Genomic DNA, 23,919 nt, shown 5'->3' with positions numbered 1-23,919 from the left:
TTATTTTCTTCGGGTATCAATTATATGCACAATTTTCCAACTGTTGTTTTCTAACAGCAAAGTAAAGGAATTTGTTCCAATATGACTTTGTTTTTCATTCACATAAAATTCGTAAGGTGTCCAAACGTTTGCCATAGTGCCATCTATTTGAATGTTATAACTTAAAAGGCGTTCTTCAATTTTTAGGTTTTTTGGAATCGCGGCTATGGATTTGTAAAAATCTGAATTACTTTGAAATGACAACGCACCAACATTATTTTTTTCTGTTATCGATTGCAATTTCATCTCTTTGTGGCAAACCGTTTGTATTTTTAATGTATCACCGGTTTGTAGGCCTTCAAAAAATGTTGAAATTGTTTGCTTAATAGCCGTTTCTTCTTGTGCGGAAATTCCTACACTAAAACCAAAAAATAGTAAAATAAATACTTGTCTCATAGTGGTTGCATTTTTATTATTGGTATTAAATGTCGAAAAATTGTTACAATCCATATCTTTATATTAATTTTACAAAATATTTCATTCGGTATTTACTGAACACTAAAAACTGATAACTGAACACGAAAGATTATGTCTGTAGCAAAAAAAGATTATAAAAAAATTACAACGAAGTCGTTAATTGATATGAAAGCCAATGGTGAAAAAATTTCTATGCTAACGGCATACGATTTCACAATGGCTAAAATTGTAGATACAGCGGGTATTGATGTCATTTTAGTTGGCGATTCGGCAAGTAATGTAATGGCAGGAAACGAAACTACATTGCCAATTACCTTAGATCAAATGATTTATCACGCCAGCAGTGTGGTGAAAGCTGTTGACAGAGCTTTAGTTGTGGTTGATTTACCTTTCGGAAGTTACCAATCAGATCCGAAAGAGGCGTTGCGTTCTTCTATTCGTATTATGAAAGAAAGCGGCGGACACGCTGTGAAATTAGAAGGAGGTAGAGAAATTGAATCGTCTATAAAGAAAATATTAAATGCCGGAATTCCTGTTATGGGGCATTTGGGGTTAACACCACAATCGATTTATAAATTCGGAACGTACACCGTTCGTGCTAAAGAAGAGGAAGAAGCAGATCAATTGTTAGAAGATGCCAAAATGTTAGAACGTATTGGTTGTTTTGCTTTAGTTTTAGAAAAAATCCCAGCGAAATTAGCACAGAAAGTTGCCGAAAGTATTTCTATTCCAGTAATAGGAATTGGAGCGGGGAGTGGCGTAGACGGTCAGGTGTTGGTATTACACGATATGATTGGTATGACGCACGAGTTTAGTCCAAGATTCTTACGCAGATATATGAATTTATTTGAAGATATGACGAAAGCCATTGGGCAATATGTAGCTGATGTAAAATCAGTTGATTTTCCTAATGCGAATGAACAATATTAAGTTAGATTGGTTAGACAAGTTAGACTTCTTAGATAAGTTAGACTGGTTAGATTTTTAGACTGGTTAGATAAGTTAGATTGTTAGACAATTTAGATTTTTAGACTGGTTAGACTTTTTAGATAACTTAGATAATTAGATTGTTAGACTTTGCAACTTAGTTACTTTGCAACTTTGCAACTTCAATACTTAGCAACTTCAAAAAATTAAACACAATAAAAAATAGTTATGCATAAATTTAAGGAATTGGGTATTTGGAAAAAAAGTAGGTTGTTTTGTACTAAGATTTACAATGAAACGGCTTCTTTTCCATCAGATGAGAAGTTTGGGTTAATCAATCAGTTACGACGGGCATCTGTTTCAATTCCTTCAAATATAGCAGAAGGTTCATCGAGAAATTCCAATAAAGAATTTGCAAGATTTTTAGAGATTGCTATCGGTTCTGCGTATGAAGTAGAAACACAGTTATTAATTTCTGAAGATTTGGGTTTTTTAACCCCAGAAAAAGCAAAAGAATTATGCGAACAATTAGAAGAAATCATCAAAATGACTTCAAAATTTCGTTCCACACTAAAAATCTAATAATCTAAACCTCTAACAATCTAACCAGTCTAACAATCTAACCTTCTAAGAAGTCTAGCCATCTAAGAAGACTAACCATCTAACCATCTAACCTTCTAAAAATCTAAAAAAAAATGAAAATAATTTCCGATGCTAAAAATCTTCAAATTCTACATGAAGACAATCATATAATAGTAGTTAATAAGCGCGTTGGCGATATCGTACAAGGAGATAAAACCGGTGATGAGCCTTTATCAGATATTGTGAAATCGTATTTAAAAGTGGCGTACGACAAACCGGGTGAGGTGTTTTTAGGTGTGGTACATCGTTTGGACAGACCGACTACGGGTATTGTGGTGTTTGCTAAAACATCAAAAGCATTAACCCGTTTGAACGAAACGTTTAAAAACAGAGAAACGCAAAAAACCTATTGGGCGATTGTGAAAAATGCGCCGCCAAAAACGGAAGATACTTTGGTGCATTTCTTAAGAAGAAATACTAAAAACAATACTTCTAAAGCGTATTTAAAAGAAGTGCCTGAAGCTAAAGAAGCCAAACTATCGTATAAAATTATTAAGAAATTAGATAATTATTACGCTTTAGAAATCGATTTGCATACCGGACGTCATCATCAAATTAGAGCACAATTAACAGCTGTAGGTTGCCCAATTAAAGGGGACTTAAAATACGGATTTGATAGAAGTAATCCTAACGGTGGTATTCATTTACATGCCAGAAAACTGTCGTTAATACATCCTGTTACTAAAGATCCATTAGAACTTATCGCTCCAGTTCCGGACGATGTGTTGTGGAAGTTGGTTTAGATTAGGTGAAAGGTAAAGGGTAAAGGGTAAAGGGTAAAGGGAAAAGGGAAAAGGGAAAAGGGTTTAGGGTTAAAGGTGAAAGGAACCCAACACCCAAATCGTAAATCCCAAATCCCAATTCGTAAATCGTAAATCGTAAATCGTAAATCAAAATAAACTTTACTTATTTGATATTCGGCAAAAATATTTTTTGTACTTTTGATGCTTAAAAATTATTACGATGTCAACAATAACTTTAGGAGGAAATCCTGTAAACACAAATAACGCTTTACCAGCTATTGGTTCTGCTGCACCACAATTTCAATTAGTTGCAACTGATTTATCAGAAGTTTCTTTACACGACTATTTAGGTCAACGTGTTATCTTAAATATTTTTCCAAGTATTGATACGCCAACTTGTGCTACATCGGTACGTACTTTCAATACGTTAGCTAATTCGTTAGCCAACACTAAAGTATTGTGTATTTCTAAAGATTTACCCTTTGCTCAAAAACGTTTTTGTGGTTCGGAAGGATTAGAAAATGTAATTAATTTATCTGATTTTAGAGATGGAAGTTTTGGTACTGCCTATGGCGTTACTTTAATTGATTCTGTTTTAAAAGGATTACACGCAAGAGCAATTGTTGTTATTGATGAAACTGGAAAAGTGGCTTATTCTGAATTGGTTAGCGAAATTGCTAATGAACCAAATTACGACGCGGCTTTAAACGCATAAACCATTGTTATGATTCAAGACAAACGATTTGTTTCTGGCAGAATTAAAAGTATAGGTTTTGCAGTAAAAGGTGCTTTTAAATTAGTGACTACAGAGCATAGTGTCATGGTGCAATTTTCAATTATGCTATTGATGATTTTTGCTGGCTTTTATTTTCACATTAGTATAGAAGAATGGATGCTACAAACCTTAGCTTTCGGTTTGGTATTAGGAATTGAAGGGTTAAATACTGCTGTAGAAAAAATAGCCGATTTTATTCACCCTGAATTTCATGATCGAATTGGTTTTATTAAAGATATTGCTGCTGGCGCTGTTTTATTTGCCGCAAGTAGCGCATTAACTGTTGGTGCTTTAATTTATGTACCGAAACTATTTAATTTATAGAAATTAATGGCTAAAAAAGAAACTTCAAACGCATCCAATAAAAAATTGCGTACTTCCCTTTTTAAAACCACCCGTGGGCAAAAGTTTGTGTCGGGTGTTTTATTTATCATTATTGCTGTATTTTTATTGCTGTCCTTTATTTCCTATTATGTTTCGGGAAATGCAGATCAGAGTCAAATTAGTGAATTGGCTAACCGAAATGTGGTAGTTGAAAACTGGTTGGGTAAAATAGGCGCGTGGTTGGCAGAACTGTTTTTATATGACGGGTTTGGAATTGCTTCTTTCTTATTTGTAAAAATTTTCTTTTTAATTGGTTCGTATTTATTGGTGGATTTACCCATTAGTAAAATTAATAAAGTGGCCTTTTGGGACCTATATGCTATCGTAACCATTTCCTTGTTTTTTGGACTTATTTGGGATTTCGTACCGCATTTGTCTGGTGTTATTGGGTATGAAATAAACGATTTAATACAAGATTATGCTGGAAGTATTGGAACCATTATGGTTTTAATTTTCAGTGTGGTGGTTTTTTTAATATTTAGAATTAAAGTTTCTCCAGATAAATTAAAAGATTTTCTTGATGCTAAAGCCGCACCTGTAGCTGTAGCTGATGAAAATGAAGGTGAAGAGGAAGAAGACACAATATCACCTGTGCTTTCAGATACTGAAGAGGAAGCTCCTATAGTGGTACCACCATTAAAAAAAAATCCTATACTGGAAGATACAGATGACGAATGGACAAACATGCAAGTGATTGACCGTGATGCGCCATCTGCTTTTGAAATTGATAAAACGGCGTTAAAGCCTACCATACAAAATGCCTCTGAAATTAAATTAGATCCGCAACCGGAACTCATTTCAAAACAACCGGAAATTATTGAAACGGAAGATTCCTCTTTTATCATTGAAAAACCAGAAGAAGAAGATATTGTTGAAGAAAGTATTGCCCAACGTTTGGTGCAAGATTTCGGGGAATTTGATCCTACTTTAGAGTTGTCTAATTTTCAGATGCCTTCTATTGAATTGTTGAAAGATTATTCGGGAGTGGGGATTACCATTAATCAAGCGGAATTAGAAGAAAATAAAAACAAAATTGTAGATACCTTAAAGAACTACAAAATAGAAATCGCACAGATTAAAGCGACGGTAGGACCTACGGTTACTTTATACGAAATTGTCCCAGAAGCGGGTATTCGTATTTCTAAAATTAAGAGTTTGGAAGATGATATTGCCTTGTCGTTATCGGCATTAGGTATTCGTATCATTGCGCCAATTCCGGGTAAAGGTACTATTGGTATTGAGGTACCAAATGCCAATCCGTCGATGGTTTCTATGAGAAGTGCCATTGCTTCGCCTAAATTCCAACAGGCAGAAATGGAATTGCCAATTGCTTTAGGAAAAACCATTTCTAATGAAACGTTAGTTGTGGATTTGGCTAAAATGCCTCACTTATTGATGGCAGGAGCTACTGGACAAGGTAAATCGGTAGGATTGAATGCGGTATTGACTTCGTTATTATACAAAAAACATCCAGCAGAAGTGAAGTTTGTTTTGGTGGATCCGAAGAAAGTAGAGTTGACCCTTTTTAATAAAATAGAACGTCATTATTTGGCTAAATTACCTGATACAGATGAGGCGATTATTACCGATAATGCGAAAGTAATTAATACCTTAAACTCGTTGTGTTTGGAAATGGACAATCGTTATTCTTTGCTTAAAGATGCGATGGTGCGAAATATTAAAGAATATAACGAGAAATTTAAACAACGTAAATTAAATCCTGAAAACGGACACCGTTTTTTACCGTATATCGTTTTAGTGGTAGATGAGTTTGCTGATTTAATTATGACGGCAGGTAAAGAGGTAGAAATGCCTATTGCGCGTTTGGCTCAGTTGGCACGTGCTATCGGAATTCATTTGATTATTGCTACGCAGCGTCCGTCTGTGAATGTAATTACGGGTATGATTAAAGCCAATTTCCCAGCACGAATTGCCTTTAGAGTAACGTCTAAAATTGACTCAAGAACCATTTTAGACTCAGGAGGTGCCGACCAATTAATTGGTAGAGGGGATTTGTTGTTTTCTAATGGAAATGATTTAATTCGTGTGCAGTGTGCCTTTGTAGATACTCCAGAAGTAGAACGTATTTGTGATTTTATTGGTTCACAGAAAGCGTATGCCGATGCGTATTTACTTCCAGATTATGTAGGTGAAGATAGTGGCATAAAACTTGATATGGATATATCAGAGCGTGATTCTTTATTTAGAGATGCGGCTGAGGTAGTTGTTTCGGCACAACAAGGTTCGGCTTCTTTAATACAAAGAAAACTAAAGCTTGGATATAACCGCGCCGGACGAATTATTGACCAGTTAGAGGCTGCTGGAATTGTAGGCCCTTTTGAAGGTAGTAAAGCCAGACAAGTTTTAATAACGGATATGAATTCGTTAGAAATATTTTTTAAGAACGAACAATAGATTGATTACATTATAATGAAAAAATTAGTTACACTATCTGTTATAGCCCTATTTTTAGTGGCATTTACAACTGTAGAAAATAATCCACCGAAAGAGAAAAATGCGGGTAAAGCGTTATTAGATAAAGTAGTTGCCAAAGCGAAATCCTATAAAAATATGGTGATTGACTTTAAGTACGCTATTAACAATACCGCAGAAAAAATCAATCAAGAAAGTACGGGTAAAGTAATGTTACAAGGTAACAAGTATCATTTATCATTTATGGGGGTTACTAAAATATTTGACGGTAAGAAAATATACACGATTGTTCCTGAAGACGAGGAAATAACTGTCTCAAACCATGATGAGAATGATGCCAATGCCATGTCGCCTAACAAGATTTTTACCTTCTTTAAAAAAGGATTTAAATTTGCTATGGACATCAAACAACCTATAGCAGGTAAAACCATTCAGTACGTAAAGCTAACACCTACAAGTGCTGCAGATAAGCGTAAAGAAATTTTAATTGGTATTGACACCAAAACCAATCATATTTATAACCTAATTGAAGTAGGTAAAAACGGAACTCGAACCACTTTAACAGTTTCTTCGTTTAAATTTAACCAAATGTTAGCAAAAAATCAGTTTACCTTTGTAAAAGCGAAATATCCAAATTATTATATTAATAAAGCGGACTAATCTGTAGCTTTTACGTATAACCACTCCATGAAAATAATTGATAAATATTTATTAAAATCATTTCTGATTACGTTTACTACGGTATTCGTAATCCTTTTTTTTATTTTCATATTGCAAAGTATTTGGTTGTTTATTGCCGAATTGGCCGGTAAGGATTTAGATGCTATTACCATCTTTAAATTTATCTTTTACTATTCGCCTATTATGGTGCCTTTGGTATTGCCATTGTCTATTTTATTGGCGTCTATTATGACTTTTGGTAGTTTTGCAGAAAACTATGAGTTTGCGGCAATGAAGTCGGGCGGAATATCTTTAGGACGTGCCATGAAGTATTTAATTGTTTGTTCGGTTTTGTTTAGTGGTATTGCTTTTTTATTTGCCAATAACATCATTCCGGAAGCGCAATACCGTTTTATTAATTTAAGAAAATCTATTATCCAAACCAAACCAGCTATGGCTATTGGTGAAGGGCAATTTAGTAAAATAGGGACTACAACTACCATACATGTAGAAAAGAAATCTGGGGAAAACGGCTCGTTTTTAGAAGGCATTACGATGCACATGAAGAAAGGGGAGTTTAGCACGGTTACTACCGTTATTAAAGCCAAAAAAGGCGTATTGAAAAGTGATGAATCGACCAATTTATTGCAGTTGGATTTATTAGATGGGAATTATTACGAAGACATTCAGCCTAAAAAATTTGAGGATCGCGACAAGCTGCCTTTTGCTAAAAGTAGTTTTAAGAAATATACCGTTACTATAGATTTGGCGAAACTTAATGGCGCTTCTGAAGACGGTGCTGAGATTGTAAACGCCTATAATATGCTTAACATGAGCGAATTGAAATACACCATCGATTCGTTGCAATCCAGTTTTAATAATGACGTGCTTTCGTATAGTGAAAACATTGATAAAACTACCGAGAGTTTAACCGCTAATGCAGTTGTGCCTATTGTTAATAAAGTGGAATTGCCAAAGTCGAAGAAAGTGTCTGGCGATTTGATGTCGCTTTTTCCTTCAGATAAAAAAGCCTTGGTGGTTGATGTAGCCAAAAACAATATCAACAACACCATTTTTTCATTAGATGGGTACAAAACCGATTTGGAATTTAAACAAAACAACATCAACGACCACTGGATTGGGTATTACGATAAATTATTAGTGGCCTATTCGTGTTTGTTGATGTTTTTTATTGGTGCTCCGTTAGGTGCCATTATTAGAAAAGGCGGGTTGGGCTTGCCTATTGTATTTGCGATATTGATTTTTATAATCTTTAATTTTGCCAATACCTTTGGTAAGAAATTAGCCGGACAAGATGCCATTTCTCCTTTTATAGGAACGGCTGCAGGTGCTTTGATACTTACACCATTTGCGATATTATTTACGTACAGAGCCACTAAAGATATGGGATTGACTATCGATTTAGATTGGCTACTTGTACCTATTAAAAAAATGTTTACGAAACAAAATACTAATTCGCTACCTGGCGAAAACATTACAACTAATGAGTCATAAAATACAACTGAATACCATAGAAGAAGCCATTGAAGATATCCGTCAGGGTAAAATGATTATTGTGGTAGATGATGAAGACAGAGAAAATGAAGGCGATTTTTTAGCTGCTGCTGACAAAGTTACGCCAGAAATGATCAACTTTATGGCTACGCACGGAAAAGGGCTTATTTGCGTTCCGTTAACCGAATCGAGATGTAAGGAATTGGAATTGCATACCATGGTGACAAACAATACAGACAACATGGAAACGGCGTTTACAGTTTCTGTAGATCTAAAAGGGAATGGGGTTACCACCGGTATTTCTGCTGCCGACCGTGCTAAGACTATTGAAGCCTTAGTGCATCCAGATACGAAACCTTATGAATTGGGACGACCAGGACATATTTTTCCTTTAATTGCCAGACAAGGTGGGGTGTTACGAAGAACAGGACATACAGAAGCAGCCATTGATTTTGCGCGTTTGGCAGGGTATTCTTCTGCTGGTGTGATTTGTGAAATCATGAATGATGATGGTACAATGGCACGTTTACCAGAATTGGTAGAGGTGGCTAAGAAATTCGATTTGAAATTGGTTTCTATTGAAGACTTAGTGGCGTACAGAATGCAACACGACAGCTTGATTAAGAAAAAAGAAGACTTTGAAATACAAACCCGTTTTGGAACATACCGTTTGCGTGCGTATTTGCAAGTTACGAACAAACAAGTACATATTGCTTTAACTAAAGGAAGTTGGAGTATGGGTGAGGCCATTTTGACTCGTATTAACTCTACGCAAGTCACGAATGATATATTGGGTAGTTTAACCGATACTTTAAATAAAAAGTTAGAAGATATCTTTAAGAAATTTGAATCGTATGATAAATGTGCGATTTTGTTTATCAATCAGGAAATGCAGTCGGTGGAATTGTTGGATCGTTTGGCCGAGTTGAAACGCTTGCAAGCTGCAGGTGATTTTACGACACCACGAATTGCTGTAGATACAAAAGACTTTGGTATTGGTGCGCAAATTTTACATGATTTGGACATCACTAAGATTAAGTTATTAACCAACTCTTACCAAAACAAACGTGTGGGAATGATAGGTTACGGCTTAGAAATAACCGAATATTTAAATTATTAATTAAAAACGCAGGTAGTAAATATTGACTATCAGCTATTTAATAAAAACTTCTAAAAAAAGTAATGCAATTGTTTTTTTAATAGAAAAAACCTTTTATATTTGCACTCGCAATACGAAAGTAGTGCACGTCTTATTGGAGAAATGGCAGAGCGGTCGAATGCGGCAGTCTTGAAAACTGTTGACTGTAACAGGTCCGGGGGTTCGAATCCCTCTTTCTCCGCAACAGAAAACCCGAAACGAAAGTTTCGGGTTTTTTTATGCGATTGTCCTTCGACATGCTCAGGATGGCTTGATGGGTGAAGGGTTGTCCTTCGACAGGCTCAGGATGCAGGTTTGTTGTTGAGTTGTTTGTTGTTTAGCTGTTTATGTTTTTGCCACGGATTAAGGGATTAGAGGGATTTTGTTCTTCGATATGCTCAGGATAGCCTGATGGGTATAGGGATTTGGGTATAGGGTATAAGGTTTGTCCTTCGACAGGCTCAGGATGCAGGTTGTTCTTCGGCAAGTTCAGGATGAAAGAATTAGGATTTTCATAATTATAAAATAACCATTATCTTTGGGAAGTAAAATACTAGTATTTATGAAAATGTTTGTAGTACTTCTATTACATGTTAAATATTCATTATACTAACTAAGGATTAACACGAATATATTATGAAAAAAGCAATTTTATTATTTACTTTTTTATTATTTAGTTTACAAATAGTAGCACAGTCTAAAAAAGAAATCATTGAAACTTTAAAAATTCGAATTGATAGTTTGCACTCAGAAATTAAAAATCGAGATATCAATTTTGAAAAGGCGCAAGCAGCAACCGAATCAAACAAAGAAGCTATACAGCAAACTATATCTAAACTAGAACAAGATATTGCATATTTAAAAGGGCAAATGGATGTTATAAAAAAAAATGGAGATAAATTGTTAGAAAAAAACATGCAACTTATTAATACAGTAGCAGTACTTAAAGATTCCATTTCTGTTTTGCAAAATAATTTAGCCGCTAATGGGTCTTCATCAACTGATAGTGATTTTAATAGAAAAGCAAAAGCAGCTTTTGATAGTGTTAATAACGATGAATATACAAATAATGTCTTTGATAATATATCTGTGGAAAACGATATAATTAAAGATTCATTTAATCAAGTTTGTAATGATGAGGGATGTGTATCTTATGTATTAACGGATCAATTTTTAGTAATGTCTTATAGAGTTAGTGGCGCAGCTGACATGGGTACCTATATAATTGACTTAAATTCTGGAAAAAATATAATCCATGATTACGATCGTTATATTTATGTTACTGGTTTTGATAAACAAAAAAATGTATTGAAAATAGAAACAGACAATCTTGATAATATTGGGCGTTACTGGAAAAAAGGTACTTATAATCTGAAAACCAAAATTTGTCAATTGGGTAAGAAGGAATATTAAGTTCAATCAAAATATAAAATTTTTTTAGATAAAATTATATAGAATTCACTAAAAAGGTGCTTAATATAAATTGAAATTGGATTTAGAATTCCCTCAATAATAAAACGAATAGCTGCTCGTACTTCTATAAAACGTGTGGTGCGTCATAATTTGGGTTTGAAAGCTCCAAGAGGTTTGGGGTGTTGTCCTTCGACAGGCTCAGGATGCAGGTTGTTCTTCGACAGGCTCAGGATGGCGGGGGATGTTTGTGGTTTATCCACGGATTAAGGGATTAGAGGGATTTTGTCCTTCGACAGGCTCAGGATGCAGGTTGTTCTTCGGCAAGTTCAGGTTGGTAGAATTAGGATTTTCATAATTATAAAATAACCGTTATCTTTGGGCAGTAAAATACTAGTATTTCTGAAAATGTTTGTAGTACTTTTATTACATGTTAAATATTCATTATACTAACTAAGGATTAACACGAATATATTATGAAAAAAGCAATTTTATTATTTACTTTTTTATTATTTAGTTTACAAATAGTAGCACAGTCTAAAAAAGAAATTATTGAAACTTTAAAAATTCGAATTGATAGTTTACATTCGGAAATTAAAAATCGAGATATCAATTTTGAAAAGGCGCAAGCACTAGCCAATTCAAACAAAGACGCTTTGCAACTAACTATTTCTAAACTAGAACAGGATATTGCATTTTTAAAAGGGCAATTGGATGTTACTCAAAAAACCAATGATAAATTGGTAGAAAACAATACGCAACTTACTATTAGAGTAGCTGAGCTTAAAGACTCTATTTCTACTTTACAACAAAATATTGAAGCGCAAGAAGCACAGCCTATTTATAGTGATTTTGATAGAAAGGTAATAGCTGCTTTTGAAAAAATTAAAAACGATGAAAGTACAAATAATATGTTTGATAACATATCTGTGGAAAGAGATATTATTAAAGATTCATATAATCAAATATGTGAAGATGGCTGTGTGTCTTTTGTATTAACGGATCAAATTTTAGTACTGTCTTATTCGGCAGGAGTAGCATTTATGGGAACACATATAATAGATTTGAACACGGGAAGAGAGTTAATGGATGGAAAAAATTCGTACGTATATGTTACTGATTATAATGAAGAAAGGGGTCTTTTGAAAATACAAACTAGTGGTATTGATAGTAAAGGTCGTTATATTAAGGAAGGTACTTATAATTTAAGAACTAGAACGAGTCAATTAATTAAAAAAGAATATTAATACTTTTAAGATCTAATATTTTTTAATTTTTAATAAAAATATATGAATAATATGTTAATTTTAGTTAAATAAATTATTTTTTATATATTTGAACATTAATAATCAAAAATTGAACTATGAAAAAAATTTTAATGCTTTTACTATCAGTTTTATTAGTTGGATGTAATTTTTTTAATTCATCTAAAAAAATTGAATTAATACCGTTTCTTCAAAAAGATAAATATGGATATTTTGATTTAGAAGGAAAGATTGTAATTAATCCTCAATTTCAGTATGCATCAGCATTTAGAAATGGAATTGCTTTAGTTAAAACTACTGGAGATGAAGGTAAGTGGGGTTACATCGATAAAGATGGAAAATTTGTAATTAATGCCACCTATAAAGATGCTACTGTTTTTCAAGAAGGTATTGCATGGGTAGTTTCTGAAAATTCTGCACCAACAGCCATTGACCCTAAGGGTGAGATAAAATTTACTTTAAAAGAAGCTGAAAATGTTAGATTATTTTCTGATGAATTAGCGGCTTTTTCTAAACCAGATTCTACATCAACAATATGGGGATTTGTTGATAAATCAGGAAATCAAGCCGTAAGTCCACAATTTACTGAAGTTGGTGATTTTAGTGATGGCAAATGTGCGGTAAAGAACAAAGAAGGTAAATGGGGTTTTATTGATAAGTCGGGTAAAATTATTATTAATTATCAATTTGATTCAGCTGAGAAATTTGTTGATGGTAAATCTATTGTGTATTTAGACAAAAAAGCAGGTGTTATTGATAAAGATGGTAAGTATATTATAAACCCTCAATTTCAATATGCTTTTATTGATGAAGACAAATATTTAATTTATCAAGATGATAAAGCAGGATGGTGTGATGATAAAGGTAAATTTATTATTAATCCACAATTTACATCGGCATCTTCATTTGGTAAGAATAAACTTACAAGTGTTAAAAGTGCTGATAAATATGGATATATAGATGAGGAAGGTAAAATCATGATTAATCCTCAGTTTGATGAAGCTTCTCAATTTTTTGGTGATGTAGCCATCGTTAAAACAGCGGATAAATATGGTTTGATTGACAAAGAAGGGAAATATGTTGTAAACCCTCAGTTCGAAGAAATAGGATATGATTTATTTGCTTACTTGAATGATTTTAGTTACAAAAATTCTGTAACTTCTGACTATTTGGATGTTGACGCGATACTAAAAGTGGTTAATGTAAATAATCCTGAGAATTTAACTTTTAACGATTCTTTCCAAACGATCCTTACTAAAATAAATAAGACTATGGATGATTATAGTGCTTATGATGATAATAACTATGTATTTAGAAGCAAGCCTATCAATAAATCTGCAAATTATTCTTTTGCATTTATGGGTAATATCAAACAATATGATTATTGGGATTCTTCGTATTATATGATAAACGGAAATCCTACAGGATTTTTCTATACTATCAATTTACAGGGTACTGCATATGGTAAAACCGAAACTATTCAAAAGGCGTTTGAAAAGAAATTAACAGGATATACGCCTATGAAAAAAGGATATATTAGTGGTACCTATACAAGTGTGTATAAGTGTAATAAAAACTATGTTATTACTTATTCTGAATATTCAAACAAAGTGTATTTTTATATTTTAAATCCAAGTTTTGATATTGCTAATTATATCAGTAGAATTTCTGATAAATCTGATGTCAATGCAAATGATGCAGTAGAAGATGTTGCTGTTGACAGTGCTGCTGCTGTAGCTGTAGATACTGCTGCTGTTTCTAATGATTATTATGGAGATTAAAAATCAATAAATAAAAAAAAATGGCTATTTTGTAAAATAAATAGCCATTTTTTTTTATTTTAATTTTAAATGTATTCGATATAAAATTAAAATAATTATTAGGGTTTTAGTAACAAATTGTGTTTTAAAATATAAAACATTCAACTACAATTATTTTTTTTTCTATATTTGAAAAAGTATTATTTTTTAAACTCGTGTTAAAAAGGAATTTTAAATTAAACAAAACATCAATAAAATAGCTTTAATGAAAAGAATATCTCTTATTTCTAACTCCAGTATACAGTATCATAAATTTGAAGCTGAGATTAATTTAGATTTTGCTAAATCCAATAAGGTATATTTTCATCAACCTTTTGATTCAAATATTTTAGATTTTACTTTTGATCCTCTTTTTAAAACCGTTATAAACGATACAGAAAGGTATTATAGAAAACAAGAGTTAGTAGAACGAGATTTTATTGTTAACAACAGATTAAAGGATGATGTTGATATTAATGCATGTCATCCCGTTACTGATTTTTATGAAACGAATAATCTTAAAAAAGCATTAAAGCATTTTAAGAAAAAATGGATTCCACTTCCGTATTTTAAAGACAATTCTATAAATAAAGACGTTTTGTATCCAACCGATTGGGTTCGATTGTATTTTGATTGTGATGAAGAATACAATAAAATTCAAATTGTTTTAGCTGTAGACACTACGTTAGCTAAAAGCGAAATGGATAAGACAGGACCTCAACTGAGTTTGAATCCTGACGAAAATATTTTTAAAATTCATACGAATGAAATAAATATAAGTAACTTTTTATTTAGTACCAATTCTTCTAATTCTTGGATTGAGGGATATTTAGCAGATGTTTTTTATGGAAAAAATGATGAGTTAAGATACGAGCAACCAATAAAACAATACGTTTCTCATTATATTTTGTTATTGAAATGGATTGAGAGTTTGAAGGAAACACCAGAGTTGCAATTGTTTACAGATGATATTAAGAAAATCCCAGTTGATTTAGTTATAGATATTGGTAACTCGGCCACTTGTGCGTTACTTTTTGAAAATCAAAACGATACTGCTTTTACTTTTGAAAAAGTAAAGAAAATAAATATTCAAGATTATACAAATCCTCATTTAGAATATAATGAACCCTTTCCTATGAATTTGGTTTTTAGGGAATCTAATTTTGGGAATATTAATAAAGATAAGTACCATAACAATAAATTTACGGTTCCTAGTTTTGTACGTATAGGTTATGAAGCAGAAAGTTTAATTAACACTTCGGCTATTAATCTTAATCTTGGTTATGAATTAAAGACGTATAACTCTAGTCCAAAACGATATTTATGGGATAAAAATCCAGCAGATAAAGAATGGGAATTTTATCCTACCGATTTTAGCAAAATAAAGAAGGTATATCTTAGCGGTATTTCTGAACAATTAAAAATTGATGGTGAATTAACTAATGGTGCTGTATTTGGATCAAAATCATTATTTTCGAGAAATTCGTTAATGAAGTTTGTCTTTTTAGAGTTATTAATTCATGCTTACGTACAAATAAATTCATATAAATTTAGAGAAGAGCATGGCAATTTAACTGTTCCGAGAACTTTAAAGCGAATTACAATATCTTGTCCTACTGGAATGATTCAATATGAGCAAATTGCTTTACGCGAAGCAGCTGAAGACGCTTGTAAATTATTGAATAACTATGTGAAGTTTTATTTTGACTCCAATGATAATAAGTTTTGGTTTGAATTACCAGAAATAATTCCATCTATAAAAGATATTGCTAAAAAATTACCAGATTTAGAAGAAAGAAAAGATTGGATATATGATGAGGCAACCAGTTGTCAATTGGTATTTATTTATAGTTTATTATCTAAAAAATTACAAGGTAACAATTATGTAATTGAAAATTATTTATTTAAAAATAAAGATAAAATTACTGTTGGATCTATTGATATAGGTGCTGGAACTACTGATGTAATGATTGCAAATTATTCTTTAAATAAGGAACATAAAACAATAAATATTAAGCCAGATCCTCAGTATTGGGATAGTTTTAAGTTAGCGGGTGATGATTTATTGAAAGAGATAATTCAACAAGTAATTATTGAAGGAACACATACTACTTCTAAAGATGAAGGTTGTACAGGAGTAATTGAAAATTTTGCTAAAGCAAAAGGTATAGACAATGTTTCTGAAAAGTTAAATGGTTTTTTTGGCCAGGATACCAATAAAATTGGTTATGTAGCTAAAATGATGCGTAAAGCATTTATTCATCAAGTGGCAATTCCTGTAGCTATGCATTATTTAAAAAATGCTAATAGTACAAGTAATTCGATAGTTACCTTCGAACAAATCATAGGAAAAGAATTTAAAAACAAAGAATTAATAACCTATTTTGAGAAACATTTTGGTTTTAATTTCTTAGAAATAAAATGGAATATTAGTGCTGAAAAAGTAAATGCCATTACTAATTCTGTTTTCGACAGTATTGTTAAGCAACTTTGTTTGGTTTTGAATCAATATCAATGTGATTATGTGGTACTTTCAGGAAAACCATGTTCATTGAATAGTCTTGAAGATATCTTTTTAAAATACCTTACCCTTTCTCCAAATAATTTGGTAAATTTAAATACGTATTGGATAGGTAAATGGTTCCCTTATTCGGATCATCGAGGTTTTGTGGAAGATCCAAAAACAATGGTAAGCGTTGGTGCCATAATTGCGTTAATGGCAGGGAAACTGAATAAAATAAATGACTTGAAAGTTAATACTGAGATTATTAAACAAAAATTAGTTTCAACGGCTGATTATATCGTAAAAAGTAATCATAACGTTAAAGAAGTTATTCTTACACCGAAAAAAAATGAGAATACAGTATTAATTCAGGCTTTACCTTATCAATTTGGATATGCAAAATATATATCTAAAAACTATCCTGTTTCTGATTTATATAGCATTAGCTTGGAAGATTCAGAAATAAGTAAATCTGTGAAAATTCGTTATCCGAATAAAGATAATTCATTTTATGAGGAACAGATTAATATTGAGAAAAATAAAATATTTCAAAACTTACCATTAAAAATTACTTTGTCTAGAGAATTAGATGATTCAAAAGAACAATTGAAAATTGAAAGTATTGAAGATGCAGAAGGAAACGATAAGTCGAATAAATTTTTTAAACTTAATTATCAAACATTAGATAACGAAAATGGTTATTGGTTGGATACATGCGAGTTTATTTTAAATGCTAGATAATACATTTATGAAACATTACTCAGAACAAGATATAGCGTCTTTAAAGGAAAATATAAAACTTAATATACTTAAATTAACCGATTCTGTGAAATGGGTCGAAAGTAATTTAAAATATGAAGAGAAAAATAATCTTTTATTAAAGTTAAAAAACACCCAGAATACTTTTAAGAAAGTGTATGACAATGTTGATTCTAAACCAGTTATTGCAATTTTTGGTGGTAGTCAGGTTGGTAAATCGTACCTAATTAAAAACTTATTAAGTAGAAAGGGGCAACCGTTTGTAATTAAAAATAAGGAAGAGGAATATGATTTTCTTAAAGATATTAATCCTCCTGGAGTAGGTGCAGAAAGCACAGGTGTAGTTACTCGATTTACAGTTGATAGTACTGTTAAACATGAAGATTTTCCAATAAAAATTAAATTATTATCGCCAAAAGATATATTGATTATTATTTTAGATTCATTTTTTCTGGATCTTAAAAAAATTAATGCTTTTTTAGACCGTAAAGAATTAGACTTACATGTTAAGTCTTTTGAATCTAATTATGCTAATTCCAAGCAAAATGTATTATCCGAATTTGACATTTTAGAAATAAAAGAATATTTTGACAATCATTTGAGCAACCATACTATTTTATTTGAAGGATTGATAGAAACGCGTTTCTTTGAAAGAATTGGTAAAATTATAGATGGGTTTGATGCTAATGAATGGTTAACTATTTTTGATGTATTATGGAATAAAAATGCGCATCTTTCGACCCTTTTTCAGAAATTAATTTCTAATTTAGAAATTTTGGAATTCGATTCAGAAGCTTATTTAGGTTTTGATGAAGTACTGCGAGGTGCAGGAGAAATTTTAGATGTAAAACGTTTAAAAGAATTAAATGATTCGACAAAACAAACGACTATAAAAAAAGAAAGTGGTGAGGAAATTAAAATAAACCTTTCGATACTAGCAGCATTAACTGCAGAGCTTATTTTTTCTATACCCAAGGAACTAGTTGACGATAAAGAATTTTTGAAAAATTCTGATTTATTAGATTTTCCTGGTGCAAGGAGTCGATTGGCAATTGGAGTAGAAGATATTGACGGCGATGTATTACCCGACATGCTATTGAGAGGTAAAGTATCTTATTTATTTAATAAATATTCGGATGATTTTAATATAAACAATCTTTTGTTTTGTACAAACGACAAACAATTGGATGTAAATGAAATCCCTTCTTTATTATTCAATTGGATATCCAAAAACATTGGTTCTAATTCACATGAGCGTTCTAGTTCGCTTAAAGAATCTAAAGTTCCTCCATTGTTTGTAGTATTTACATTTTTTAATAATCAATTAAAATTTGATACCACAAATGATTTTGAATATAATGACGATTATAGAAAATTAGATTATAAATGGGATACACGTTTTAATCGATTTTTTAAGAATGAAATTGTAACTCAAACTAAAGATTGGCATACAGATTGGACCAAAGAACACGGAAGTTTTAAGAATTTTTACCTTTTAAGAGACTTTAAATATTCTACAGATTCCTTTGATGGTTTTGAAGAAAACGGCTACGAATTAAATTTAAAAGAAGACCGTATATCCTTTTTTGAAAAATTAAAATCTTCTTTTTTGAACTTTGAATTTGTTAAAAATCATTTTAATTCTCCAGAAAGTAGTTGGGATGATGCCGCTAATTTAAATAATGATGGGTCTGAGTTAATTATTACTAATTTATCTGAAGTATCAAATAACCTTACAAAAACAAACCATTACATAAATAAGCTAAATAATTTAATTGTAGAGGTTAAAAAAGATTTAAACAAACATTTACACACTGATGACTTGTCTGTTTTAAGAGCTAATAGCATGAAAAGTGTGAATGATATTCAATTTTCTTTGAACTCATTATTGACAAAAGATCTAACGGCTTTTAATAAGTTAATTAAATTATCGTCATTACATCCTGTTGAAATTTATAATTTATTAAATGAGAATATTGTAGTTAATGTTAATGAAAAAAGCGCCGACAATTTTGATCAGACCAATATTTTAGTATCTCAATATCCTGAACTCAAAACAGTTAATTCAATAGATGAAGCCATCGAAATATTGAAATTAAATTTATGGTTATCCTCAAATGAAGAAGTAGAGCATTTTTTGACTCAGAAAGGAATTAAAAAAGAGAATCTATTTTCAAGTAATGAAACAAAATCAAAAGCGCAATACTTTACAGAATTGGTATTAAATTATTGGGGTTCAAAAATTAGTAATGCCTCTAATTTTGATTATTTTATTAGCAATGGATTAAGTCAAAATAGTTTATCCTTTTTGGCAGATCATTGGATAAATATTATTGATAATAGAAATATAAAAATAAAATTAGAACGAATATTAAACGATGTTGTTTCAGAAACTGCAACTAACCGTGGTGTTGAAGAATTTTTAGCAGAAACATTTTCATTAATAATTAATGAAATTGTGATGAATTTTGATTTGAACTATTTTACTTCTGAAGAGTTAGTTGAAATTGAAAATTTAAAAAGCAACAATAATTTTAATTATTACCATCCTACCACAGCCGTTGATGTAAATTCTATTGAAAATTTATTTGAAAACAATGTTGATGAAAAAACTACTGTAAACAGTGTTGTTTTAGAAAAATACAACAAATGGATTGAATTTTTTAGAATATCATTATTAGTAAATTGTGGTTTTGTAAACTATGACGAGAATGCTAACAACCAGTTAAAAGCGTTGATGAATGATTTTAATGATTTTAAATTAAATTAGTTTTATGAATAAGTTCCATCAAATTCCAACTGATTCATTTGTACCTATATCTCATGATAATAGTTATTTATTCAATCATTATGATAAAGTAGCTAATTTTTTAGCTTTCAATCTTGAAAAGAATTACAAAAATATTTTAGCAAAACCCGTTCAAAATGGTTATGCTTTTGATTGGTTTTCCAATTATGATAATTTGAAAAACATTAATGAACTACCAAAGTCAGCATCGGAAACTGAATTACTGAAATATTGGGAATTTATTGATGTGATACAACATAAAATTAGTCAACTTTCTGATTCAAATGATGAAAACAATACAAACTGGGCAGAACTTTTAAGTAAGGTTTTTGACCATCAGAATAATTTTATCTTTTCTAATGGAACTAATTTAAGTATTGTTTGGGGTTGGAAATTTGACAACATTCAAAATTACAAACCAAATTTTGCGGCAAAAATCGATTCAATATACCAAATAGAGGAACCTATTGAAAGTCAACCGACACCTATTCCGCAAGATGTTTTGGAAGAAGAGTTTATTGACGAACCCGTTGAAGATGAAGAAATTCAACCGGATAATTTGGATGAAGAAATTAAAGAAGAAACTAGTTTTTTAGAATTTTTAAAATGGTTTGCTTCTACATATTGGTGGTTATTATGGGTATTAACAGCATTAATAGCTTTTGTCTTTTTTATTAAGTCATTTGCTTTTGAAATCAATTAATTATGAGAAATTTTTTTTATAAATATTGGGTATTATATTATATTTTATTTTTTCTATTATTAGGATTATTGATTTATGCGCTGTTATGGACACCAGATTTAAGTCGTTATACTAATACAATAAATGATTTAAATAATGAATTAAAAGACTGTAAAAAAGTTGTTCCACCGACAATTGATAATGATTCAATTAGAGTAATAAATAATGATGGAGAATTTGGATGTTTAAGTTATACATTAGTTTGGAATTCACCAGATGATTTAGATTTACATGTTATAGATGCTAAATCTAGCCATATTTTCTATGATAAATACTGTAAAAGTGCTGATAATTTATTTTCAAGTGCTGGTGGCCAATTGGATATTGACCTAAATGCTGGTAGTGTTCAAGCAGAACAGCCTGTTGAAAATGTATATTTTAAATGTATTCCCCCAAAAGGAAATTATATTGTAAAAGTTCATATGTTTGAAAAAAGAACTTCTAATCCAGTAACATTCGAATTAATTGTGAGAGAAAATGGTAAAATTATTAAGGAAGTTCAGGGTAAATTAGATACTCAAAAGCAGCTAATTGAAATTTTAAATTACAAGTATGATGCAAAACAATAAATATCCTTTTCGCTATTATGCCTATTTATTTTTAATGCTATTGTTTGCTATTATATTATGGTTGCTATTTTTTTATTTTGTACCCATAAATAATTTGAAAAACAATTCGATTGTTGGTAAACAACTAACCGAAAATGAATATTGGCAACAAGATTATTTACCCAAACAAGTTGGACAAATAATACCTATTGATACAACAAAAATTATTAATGACTCTTTAAACAGAAGAAGGATAGTTTCAAATTTAGTGAATATTGCAATTAAAAATACGAGCAATTCCATAGCTAAATTTGCAAGTGAATTAAAACAAAGTTATCCTTCAGACGATTATAAAATAATATATATTGATAGTGTTGTTAATAGACTTCAAGTGGAACTGCCTGAAAAAGATAGAGAAAATTTTAAAGTTGACGTAAAGACAAAATTGAACCAATACAAATTATTAGTTTGGGACGAAATGCTGTTTGATAATGTAAAGAATTTTAATGACCCAAAAATAAACGACAACAATTCCAATTGGTATTTGAAAACTATTAATATTGATAGAGCTTGGAATCAAACAACTGGAAACAAAAATATTATAATAGCAGTAATTGACAATGGATTCGATTTAAGTCATCCAGAGTTGAAAGATAAATCTGTAAAACCTTATAATGTAATTGATAAATCGACTAATGTAAGCCCTAGTAATGAAAATCATGGTACTCATGTGTCTTCTACTATAATAGCAAAAGGTAATAATAATCAAGGTTTGGTAGGTATTTGTCCAGATTGTTCATTTATGCCTATAAAAGTTGAAGACCAAAACGGAATGATGTCAAATACATATATTATTGACGCCATTTTATATGCTATTAAAAATAAAGCCGATGTAATTAACTTATCACTTGGTATGCAAATTCCTTCAGGGGTAACTATACCTGTACAAGAGCAAAAAGATTATATAAATTCAAGTGCTAAGGATGAAGAAGAGTTTTGGGATGATTTATTTAGCTATGCTAATGAAAGAAATGTTACTTGTGTATTAGCTGCAGGTAATAGTAATATAATGACTGGATTTGATCCTTTTCAAAGATCGAAAAACACTATAAAGGTTGGTGCTATTGATAAAAATCAGAATAAAGCTAGCTTTTCAAATTTTGGACCAAACACCACTATTTATGCACCAGGAACAAATATTTATGGTGCAAAACCAGGAAATAGTTATGAAGTATTACATGGAACTAGTATGGCTGCGCCTATAGTATCAGGTTTTGTAGGATTATTAAAATCAATGAATAAGAATTTAACCAACCAACAAGTAATAAATATCATAAATAGAAATTCTGTAAGAGAAAACAACTTAAAAATACTTGACGTAGTTAGTAGTATCAATTAATCATAAATCAATATAAAATTAAAATAAATAAATGAAACAGCAAAAATTTTTATTCTTAGACCTAGTATCCTCCATTTTTCTATTAGTGATTCTGATAGGAAATTTTTTGGGTTTATTGTACATCACCGATGGTAATTTAGTAATTAGCTTACTTGGTAGTATGTTTTTAGTTGTATGTTACTTTTTTGTAGTACAACAATTGAAAAAAAATAAAGAGCTCATGATGAAAAATAATTTTCTACATGGTTCCATTCTTTTTTGGGTTTTCTTTTTATTGCTTGGATTTGTTAGTTTCAGTTTGATGTCGCATTCTATTAATATTGAATACAATTGTAAAGCTCAAATTAAGAAAGAAGCGACCAATAAAATAAAACTAGTTGATAGTTTAGCAGCTGAGTATAAAAAAAGGTCTAAAGATGATGTTTTAAATTTTGAAGCGCAACTAAAAACGAAGTTAACTAGTTTTAAGAGTACTAAAAATAATTCCATAAAAACTGAATTGACTCAAGATCCATATAAAGTAGATGCAGGTATACTAATTAACCCTGATTTTATTAATGTAGACCAAGTTGCAAGTGCTAAAGTTACTCCATACCAATTGAAAATTGAGAAAAACAATCAAAATATTGAAAAAACAATTGGTCTTAATAGCAAAAAATACCAAAGTGTTTTTGATAATTGGAAACGATTAAGTTTGGTTGCTACGTATTCTAAATTAAATGAATACGTTGTTGAGAATGTAGCCTTAATTAACACAAAAATAGCGGAATTACCTTTAGATAAAACGCTTTTTAAAGTTACACCAGATACGAATCAAATTCCTTTAAATGACCCAATAAAATTAAATAAACTCTATCCTCCGCAAATTGCTTTGCCATTAATTATTATATTAATTATACATCTATTTATTTTGATACCATTTTTAGCACACAAAGTAAGAGGATATAAAAATAGCACCCCTAAGAACCGAACTAATACTAATTCAAACAAGGGTGCTACAGACAAAAAACAAAAAGGTACAATCGAATTATAA

Annotated in this window: 19 protein-coding genes and 1 tRNA gene; 19 read left to right on the top strand and 1 reads right to left on the bottom strand. The window is 30.9% G+C overall.

The window, feature by feature from the left end; all coding sequences use genetic code 11:
• A complete protein-coding gene (locus tag ABWO04_RS02235; protein ID WP_353076918.1) occupies positions 1–435 on the bottom strand; it encodes a nuclear transport factor 2 family protein in 435 nt (144 codons plus the stop codon).
• Positions 436–567: 132 nt separating this feature from the next.
• Here ABWO04_RS02235 and panB point away from each other — a divergent pair, with 132 nt between their 5' ends.
• The 19 genes from panB to ABWO04_RS02140 all read left to right on the top strand — a co-directional run bounded on the left by panB (position 568) and on the right by ABWO04_RS02140 (position 23,919).
• Positions 568–1,386 (top strand): 3-methyl-2-oxobutanoate hydroxymethyltransferase, encoded by an 819-nt coding sequence (gene panB / locus ABWO04_RS02230; RefSeq protein ID WP_353076916.1) that lies wholly within the window; start codon positions 568–570, stop codon positions 1,384–1,386.
• Positions 1,387–1,611: 225 nt separating this feature from the next.
• A complete protein-coding gene (locus ABWO04_RS02225) occupies positions 1,612–1,965 on the top strand; it encodes a four helix bundle protein (protein WP_353076914.1) in 354 nt (117 codons plus the stop codon).
• A gap of 113 nt (positions 1,966–2,078) precedes the next feature.
• The gene (locus tag ABWO04_RS02220) at positions 2,079–2,768 is read left to right on the top strand and encodes an RluA family pseudouridine synthase (RefSeq protein ID WP_353076912.1); all 690 of its coding nucleotides are present in this window, start codon (positions 2,079–2,081) and stop codon (positions 2,766–2,768) included.
• Positions 2,769–2,988: 220 nt separating this feature from the next.
• On the top strand, positions 2,989–3,483 hold the full coding sequence (gene tpx / locus ABWO04_RS02215) for a thiol peroxidase (protein WP_353076911.1): 495 nt from the start codon (positions 2,989–2,991) through the stop codon (positions 3,481–3,483).
• Positions 3,484–3,492: 9 nt separating this feature from the next.
• Complete coding sequence (locus tag ABWO04_RS02210) at positions 3,493–3,867, top strand: diacylglycerol kinase family protein (protein ID WP_502903960.1); 375 nt, start codon at positions 3,493–3,495, stop codon at positions 3,865–3,867.
• Positions 3,868–3,873: 6 nt separating this feature from the next.
• On the top strand, positions 3,874–6,342 hold the full coding sequence (locus ABWO04_RS02205) for a DNA translocase FtsK (RefSeq protein WP_353076909.1): 2,469 nt from the start codon (positions 3,874–3,876) through the stop codon (positions 6,340–6,342).
• 15 nt (positions 6,343–6,357) lie between these two features.
• The gene (gene lolA1, locus ABWO04_RS02200) at positions 6,358–7,020 is read left to right on the top strand and encodes an outer membrane lipoprotein periplasmic chaperone LolA1 (RefSeq protein WP_353076907.1); all 663 of its coding nucleotides are present in this window, start codon (positions 6,358–6,360) and stop codon (positions 7,018–7,020) included.
• 27 nt (positions 7,021–7,047) lie between these two features.
• Positions 7,048–8,535 carry an LptF/LptG family permease gene (locus tag ABWO04_RS02195; RefSeq protein WP_353076906.1) on the top strand — a complete coding sequence of 496 codons (1,488 nt, stop codon included), beginning with the start codon at positions 7,048–7,050 and terminating at the stop codon, positions 8,533–8,535.
• The gene (ribB, locus tag ABWO04_RS02190) at positions 8,525–9,655 is read left to right on the top strand and encodes a 3,4-dihydroxy-2-butanone-4-phosphate synthase (RefSeq protein ID WP_353076904.1); all 1,131 of its coding nucleotides are present in this window, start codon (positions 8,525–8,527) and stop codon (positions 9,653–9,655) included. The genes ABWO04_RS02195 and ribB overlap by 11 nt, the downstream gene beginning before the upstream one ends.
• A 135-nt stretch (positions 9,656–9,790) precedes the next feature.
• Positions 9,791–9,875, top strand: a tRNA-Ser gene (locus ABWO04_RS02185).
• A 434-nt stretch (positions 9,876–10,309) separates the two neighbouring features.
• Complete coding sequence (locus tag ABWO04_RS02180; protein WP_353076903.1) at positions 10,310–11,086, top strand: hypothetical protein; 777 nt, start codon at positions 10,310–10,312, stop codon at positions 11,084–11,086.
• A gap of 473 nt (positions 11,087–11,559) precedes the next feature.
• Positions 11,560–12,330 carry a hypothetical protein gene (locus tag ABWO04_RS02175; protein WP_353076901.1) on the top strand — a complete coding sequence of 257 codons (771 nt, stop codon included), beginning with the start codon at positions 11,560–11,562 and terminating at the stop codon, positions 12,328–12,330.
• Positions 12,331–12,446: 116 nt separating this feature from the next.
• A complete protein-coding gene (locus ABWO04_RS02170) occupies positions 12,447–14,129 on the top strand; it encodes a WG repeat-containing protein (protein WP_353076899.1) in 1,683 nt (560 codons plus the stop codon).
• Between the two features lie 244 nt (positions 14,130–14,373).
• On the top strand, positions 14,374–17,391 hold the full coding sequence (locus ABWO04_RS02165; RefSeq protein WP_353076897.1) for a virulence factor SrfB: 3,018 nt from the start codon (positions 14,374–14,376) through the stop codon (positions 17,389–17,391).
• 7 nt (positions 17,392–17,398) lie between these two features.
• Positions 17,399–20,179 carry a virulence factor SrfC family protein gene (locus tag ABWO04_RS02160; protein ID WP_353076896.1) on the top strand — a complete coding sequence of 927 codons (2,781 nt, stop codon included), beginning with the start codon at positions 17,399–17,401 and terminating at the stop codon, positions 20,177–20,179.
• A 4-nt stretch (positions 20,180–20,183) separates the two neighbouring features.
• Positions 20,184–20,900: a hypothetical protein gene (locus ABWO04_RS02155; RefSeq protein WP_353076894.1), complete on the top strand. Its 717-nt coding sequence runs from the start codon at positions 20,184–20,186 to the stop codon at positions 20,898–20,900.
• A 2-nt stretch (positions 20,901–20,902) separates the two neighbouring features.
• Positions 20,903–21,508, top strand: a complete 606-nt coding sequence (locus ABWO04_RS02150; RefSeq protein WP_353076892.1) for a DUF2135 domain-containing protein — start codon at positions 20,903–20,905, stop codon at positions 21,506–21,508.
• Complete coding sequence (locus ABWO04_RS02145) at positions 21,492–22,886, top strand: S8 family peptidase (protein ID WP_353076890.1); 1,395 nt, start codon at positions 21,492–21,494, stop codon at positions 22,884–22,886. The genes ABWO04_RS02150 and ABWO04_RS02145 overlap by 17 nt, the downstream gene beginning before the upstream one ends.
• A gap of 220 nt (positions 22,887–23,106) precedes the next feature.
• A complete protein-coding gene (locus ABWO04_RS02140; protein WP_353076889.1) occupies positions 23,107–23,919 on the top strand; it encodes a hypothetical protein in 813 nt (270 codons plus the stop codon).

The organism is Flavobacterium sp. (assembly GCF_040382755.1).
GTDB lineage: Bacteria > Bacteroidota > Bacteroidia > Flavobacteriales > Flavobacteriaceae > Flavobacterium.
This window is presented reverse-complemented; position numbering and strand designations above follow the sequence as displayed.

Bases quoted from the DNA above. Each gene is read 5' to 3' on its own strand.
- ABWO04_RS02235 (WP_353076918.1), bottom strand. From the start codon at position 435: ATGAGACAAGTATTTATTTTACTATTTTTTGGTTTTAGTGTAGGAATT.
- panB (WP_353076916.1), top strand. From the start codon at position 568: ATGTCTGTAGCAAAAAAAGATTATAAAAAAATTACAACGAAGTCGTTA.
- ABWO04_RS02225 (WP_353076914.1), top strand. From the start codon at position 1,612: ATGCATAAATTTAAGGAATTGGGTATTTGGAAAAAAAGTAGGTTGTTT.
- ABWO04_RS02220 (WP_353076912.1), top strand. From the start codon at position 2,079: ATGAAAATAATTTCCGATGCTAAAAATCTTCAAATTCTACATGAAGAC.
- tpx (WP_353076911.1), top strand. From the start codon at position 2,989: ATGTCAACAATAACTTTAGGAGGAAATCCTGTAAACACAAATAACGCT.
- ABWO04_RS02210 (WP_502903960.1), top strand. From the start codon at position 3,493: ATGATTCAAGACAAACGATTTGTTTCTGGCAGAATTAAAAGTATAGGT.
- ABWO04_RS02205 (WP_353076909.1), top strand. From the start codon at position 3,874: ATGGCTAAAAAAGAAACTTCAAACGCATCCAATAAAAAATTGCGTACT.
- lolA1 (WP_353076907.1), top strand. From the start codon at position 6,358: ATGAAAAAATTAGTTACACTATCTGTTATAGCCCTATTTTTAGTGGCA.
- ABWO04_RS02195 (WP_353076906.1), top strand. From the start codon at position 7,048: ATGAAAATAATTGATAAATATTTATTAAAATCATTTCTGATTACGTTT.
- ribB (WP_353076904.1), top strand. From the start codon at position 8,525: ATGAGTCATAAAATACAACTGAATACCATAGAAGAAGCCATTGAAGAT.
- ABWO04_RS02180 (WP_353076903.1), top strand. From the start codon at position 10,310: ATGAAAAAAGCAATTTTATTATTTACTTTTTTATTATTTAGTTTACAA.
- ABWO04_RS02175 (WP_353076901.1), top strand. From the start codon at position 11,560: ATGAAAAAAGCAATTTTATTATTTACTTTTTTATTATTTAGTTTACAA.
- ABWO04_RS02170 (WP_353076899.1), top strand. From the start codon at position 12,447: ATGAAAAAAATTTTAATGCTTTTACTATCAGTTTTATTAGTTGGATGT.
- ABWO04_RS02165 (WP_353076897.1), top strand. From the start codon at position 14,374: ATGAAAAGAATATCTCTTATTTCTAACTCCAGTATACAGTATCATAAA.
- ABWO04_RS02160 (WP_353076896.1), top strand. From the start codon at position 17,399: ATGAAACATTACTCAGAACAAGATATAGCGTCTTTAAAGGAAAATATA.
- ABWO04_RS02155 (WP_353076894.1), top strand. From the start codon at position 20,184: ATGAATAAGTTCCATCAAATTCCAACTGATTCATTTGTACCTATATCT.
- ABWO04_RS02150 (WP_353076892.1), top strand. From the start codon at position 20,903: ATGAGAAATTTTTTTTATAAATATTGGGTATTATATTATATTTTATTT.
- ABWO04_RS02145 (WP_353076890.1), top strand. From the start codon at position 21,492: ATGATGCAAAACAATAAATATCCTTTTCGCTATTATGCCTATTTATTT.
- ABWO04_RS02140 (WP_353076889.1), top strand. From the start codon at position 23,107: ATGATGAAAAATAATTTTCTACATGGTTCCATTCTTTTTTGGGTTTTC.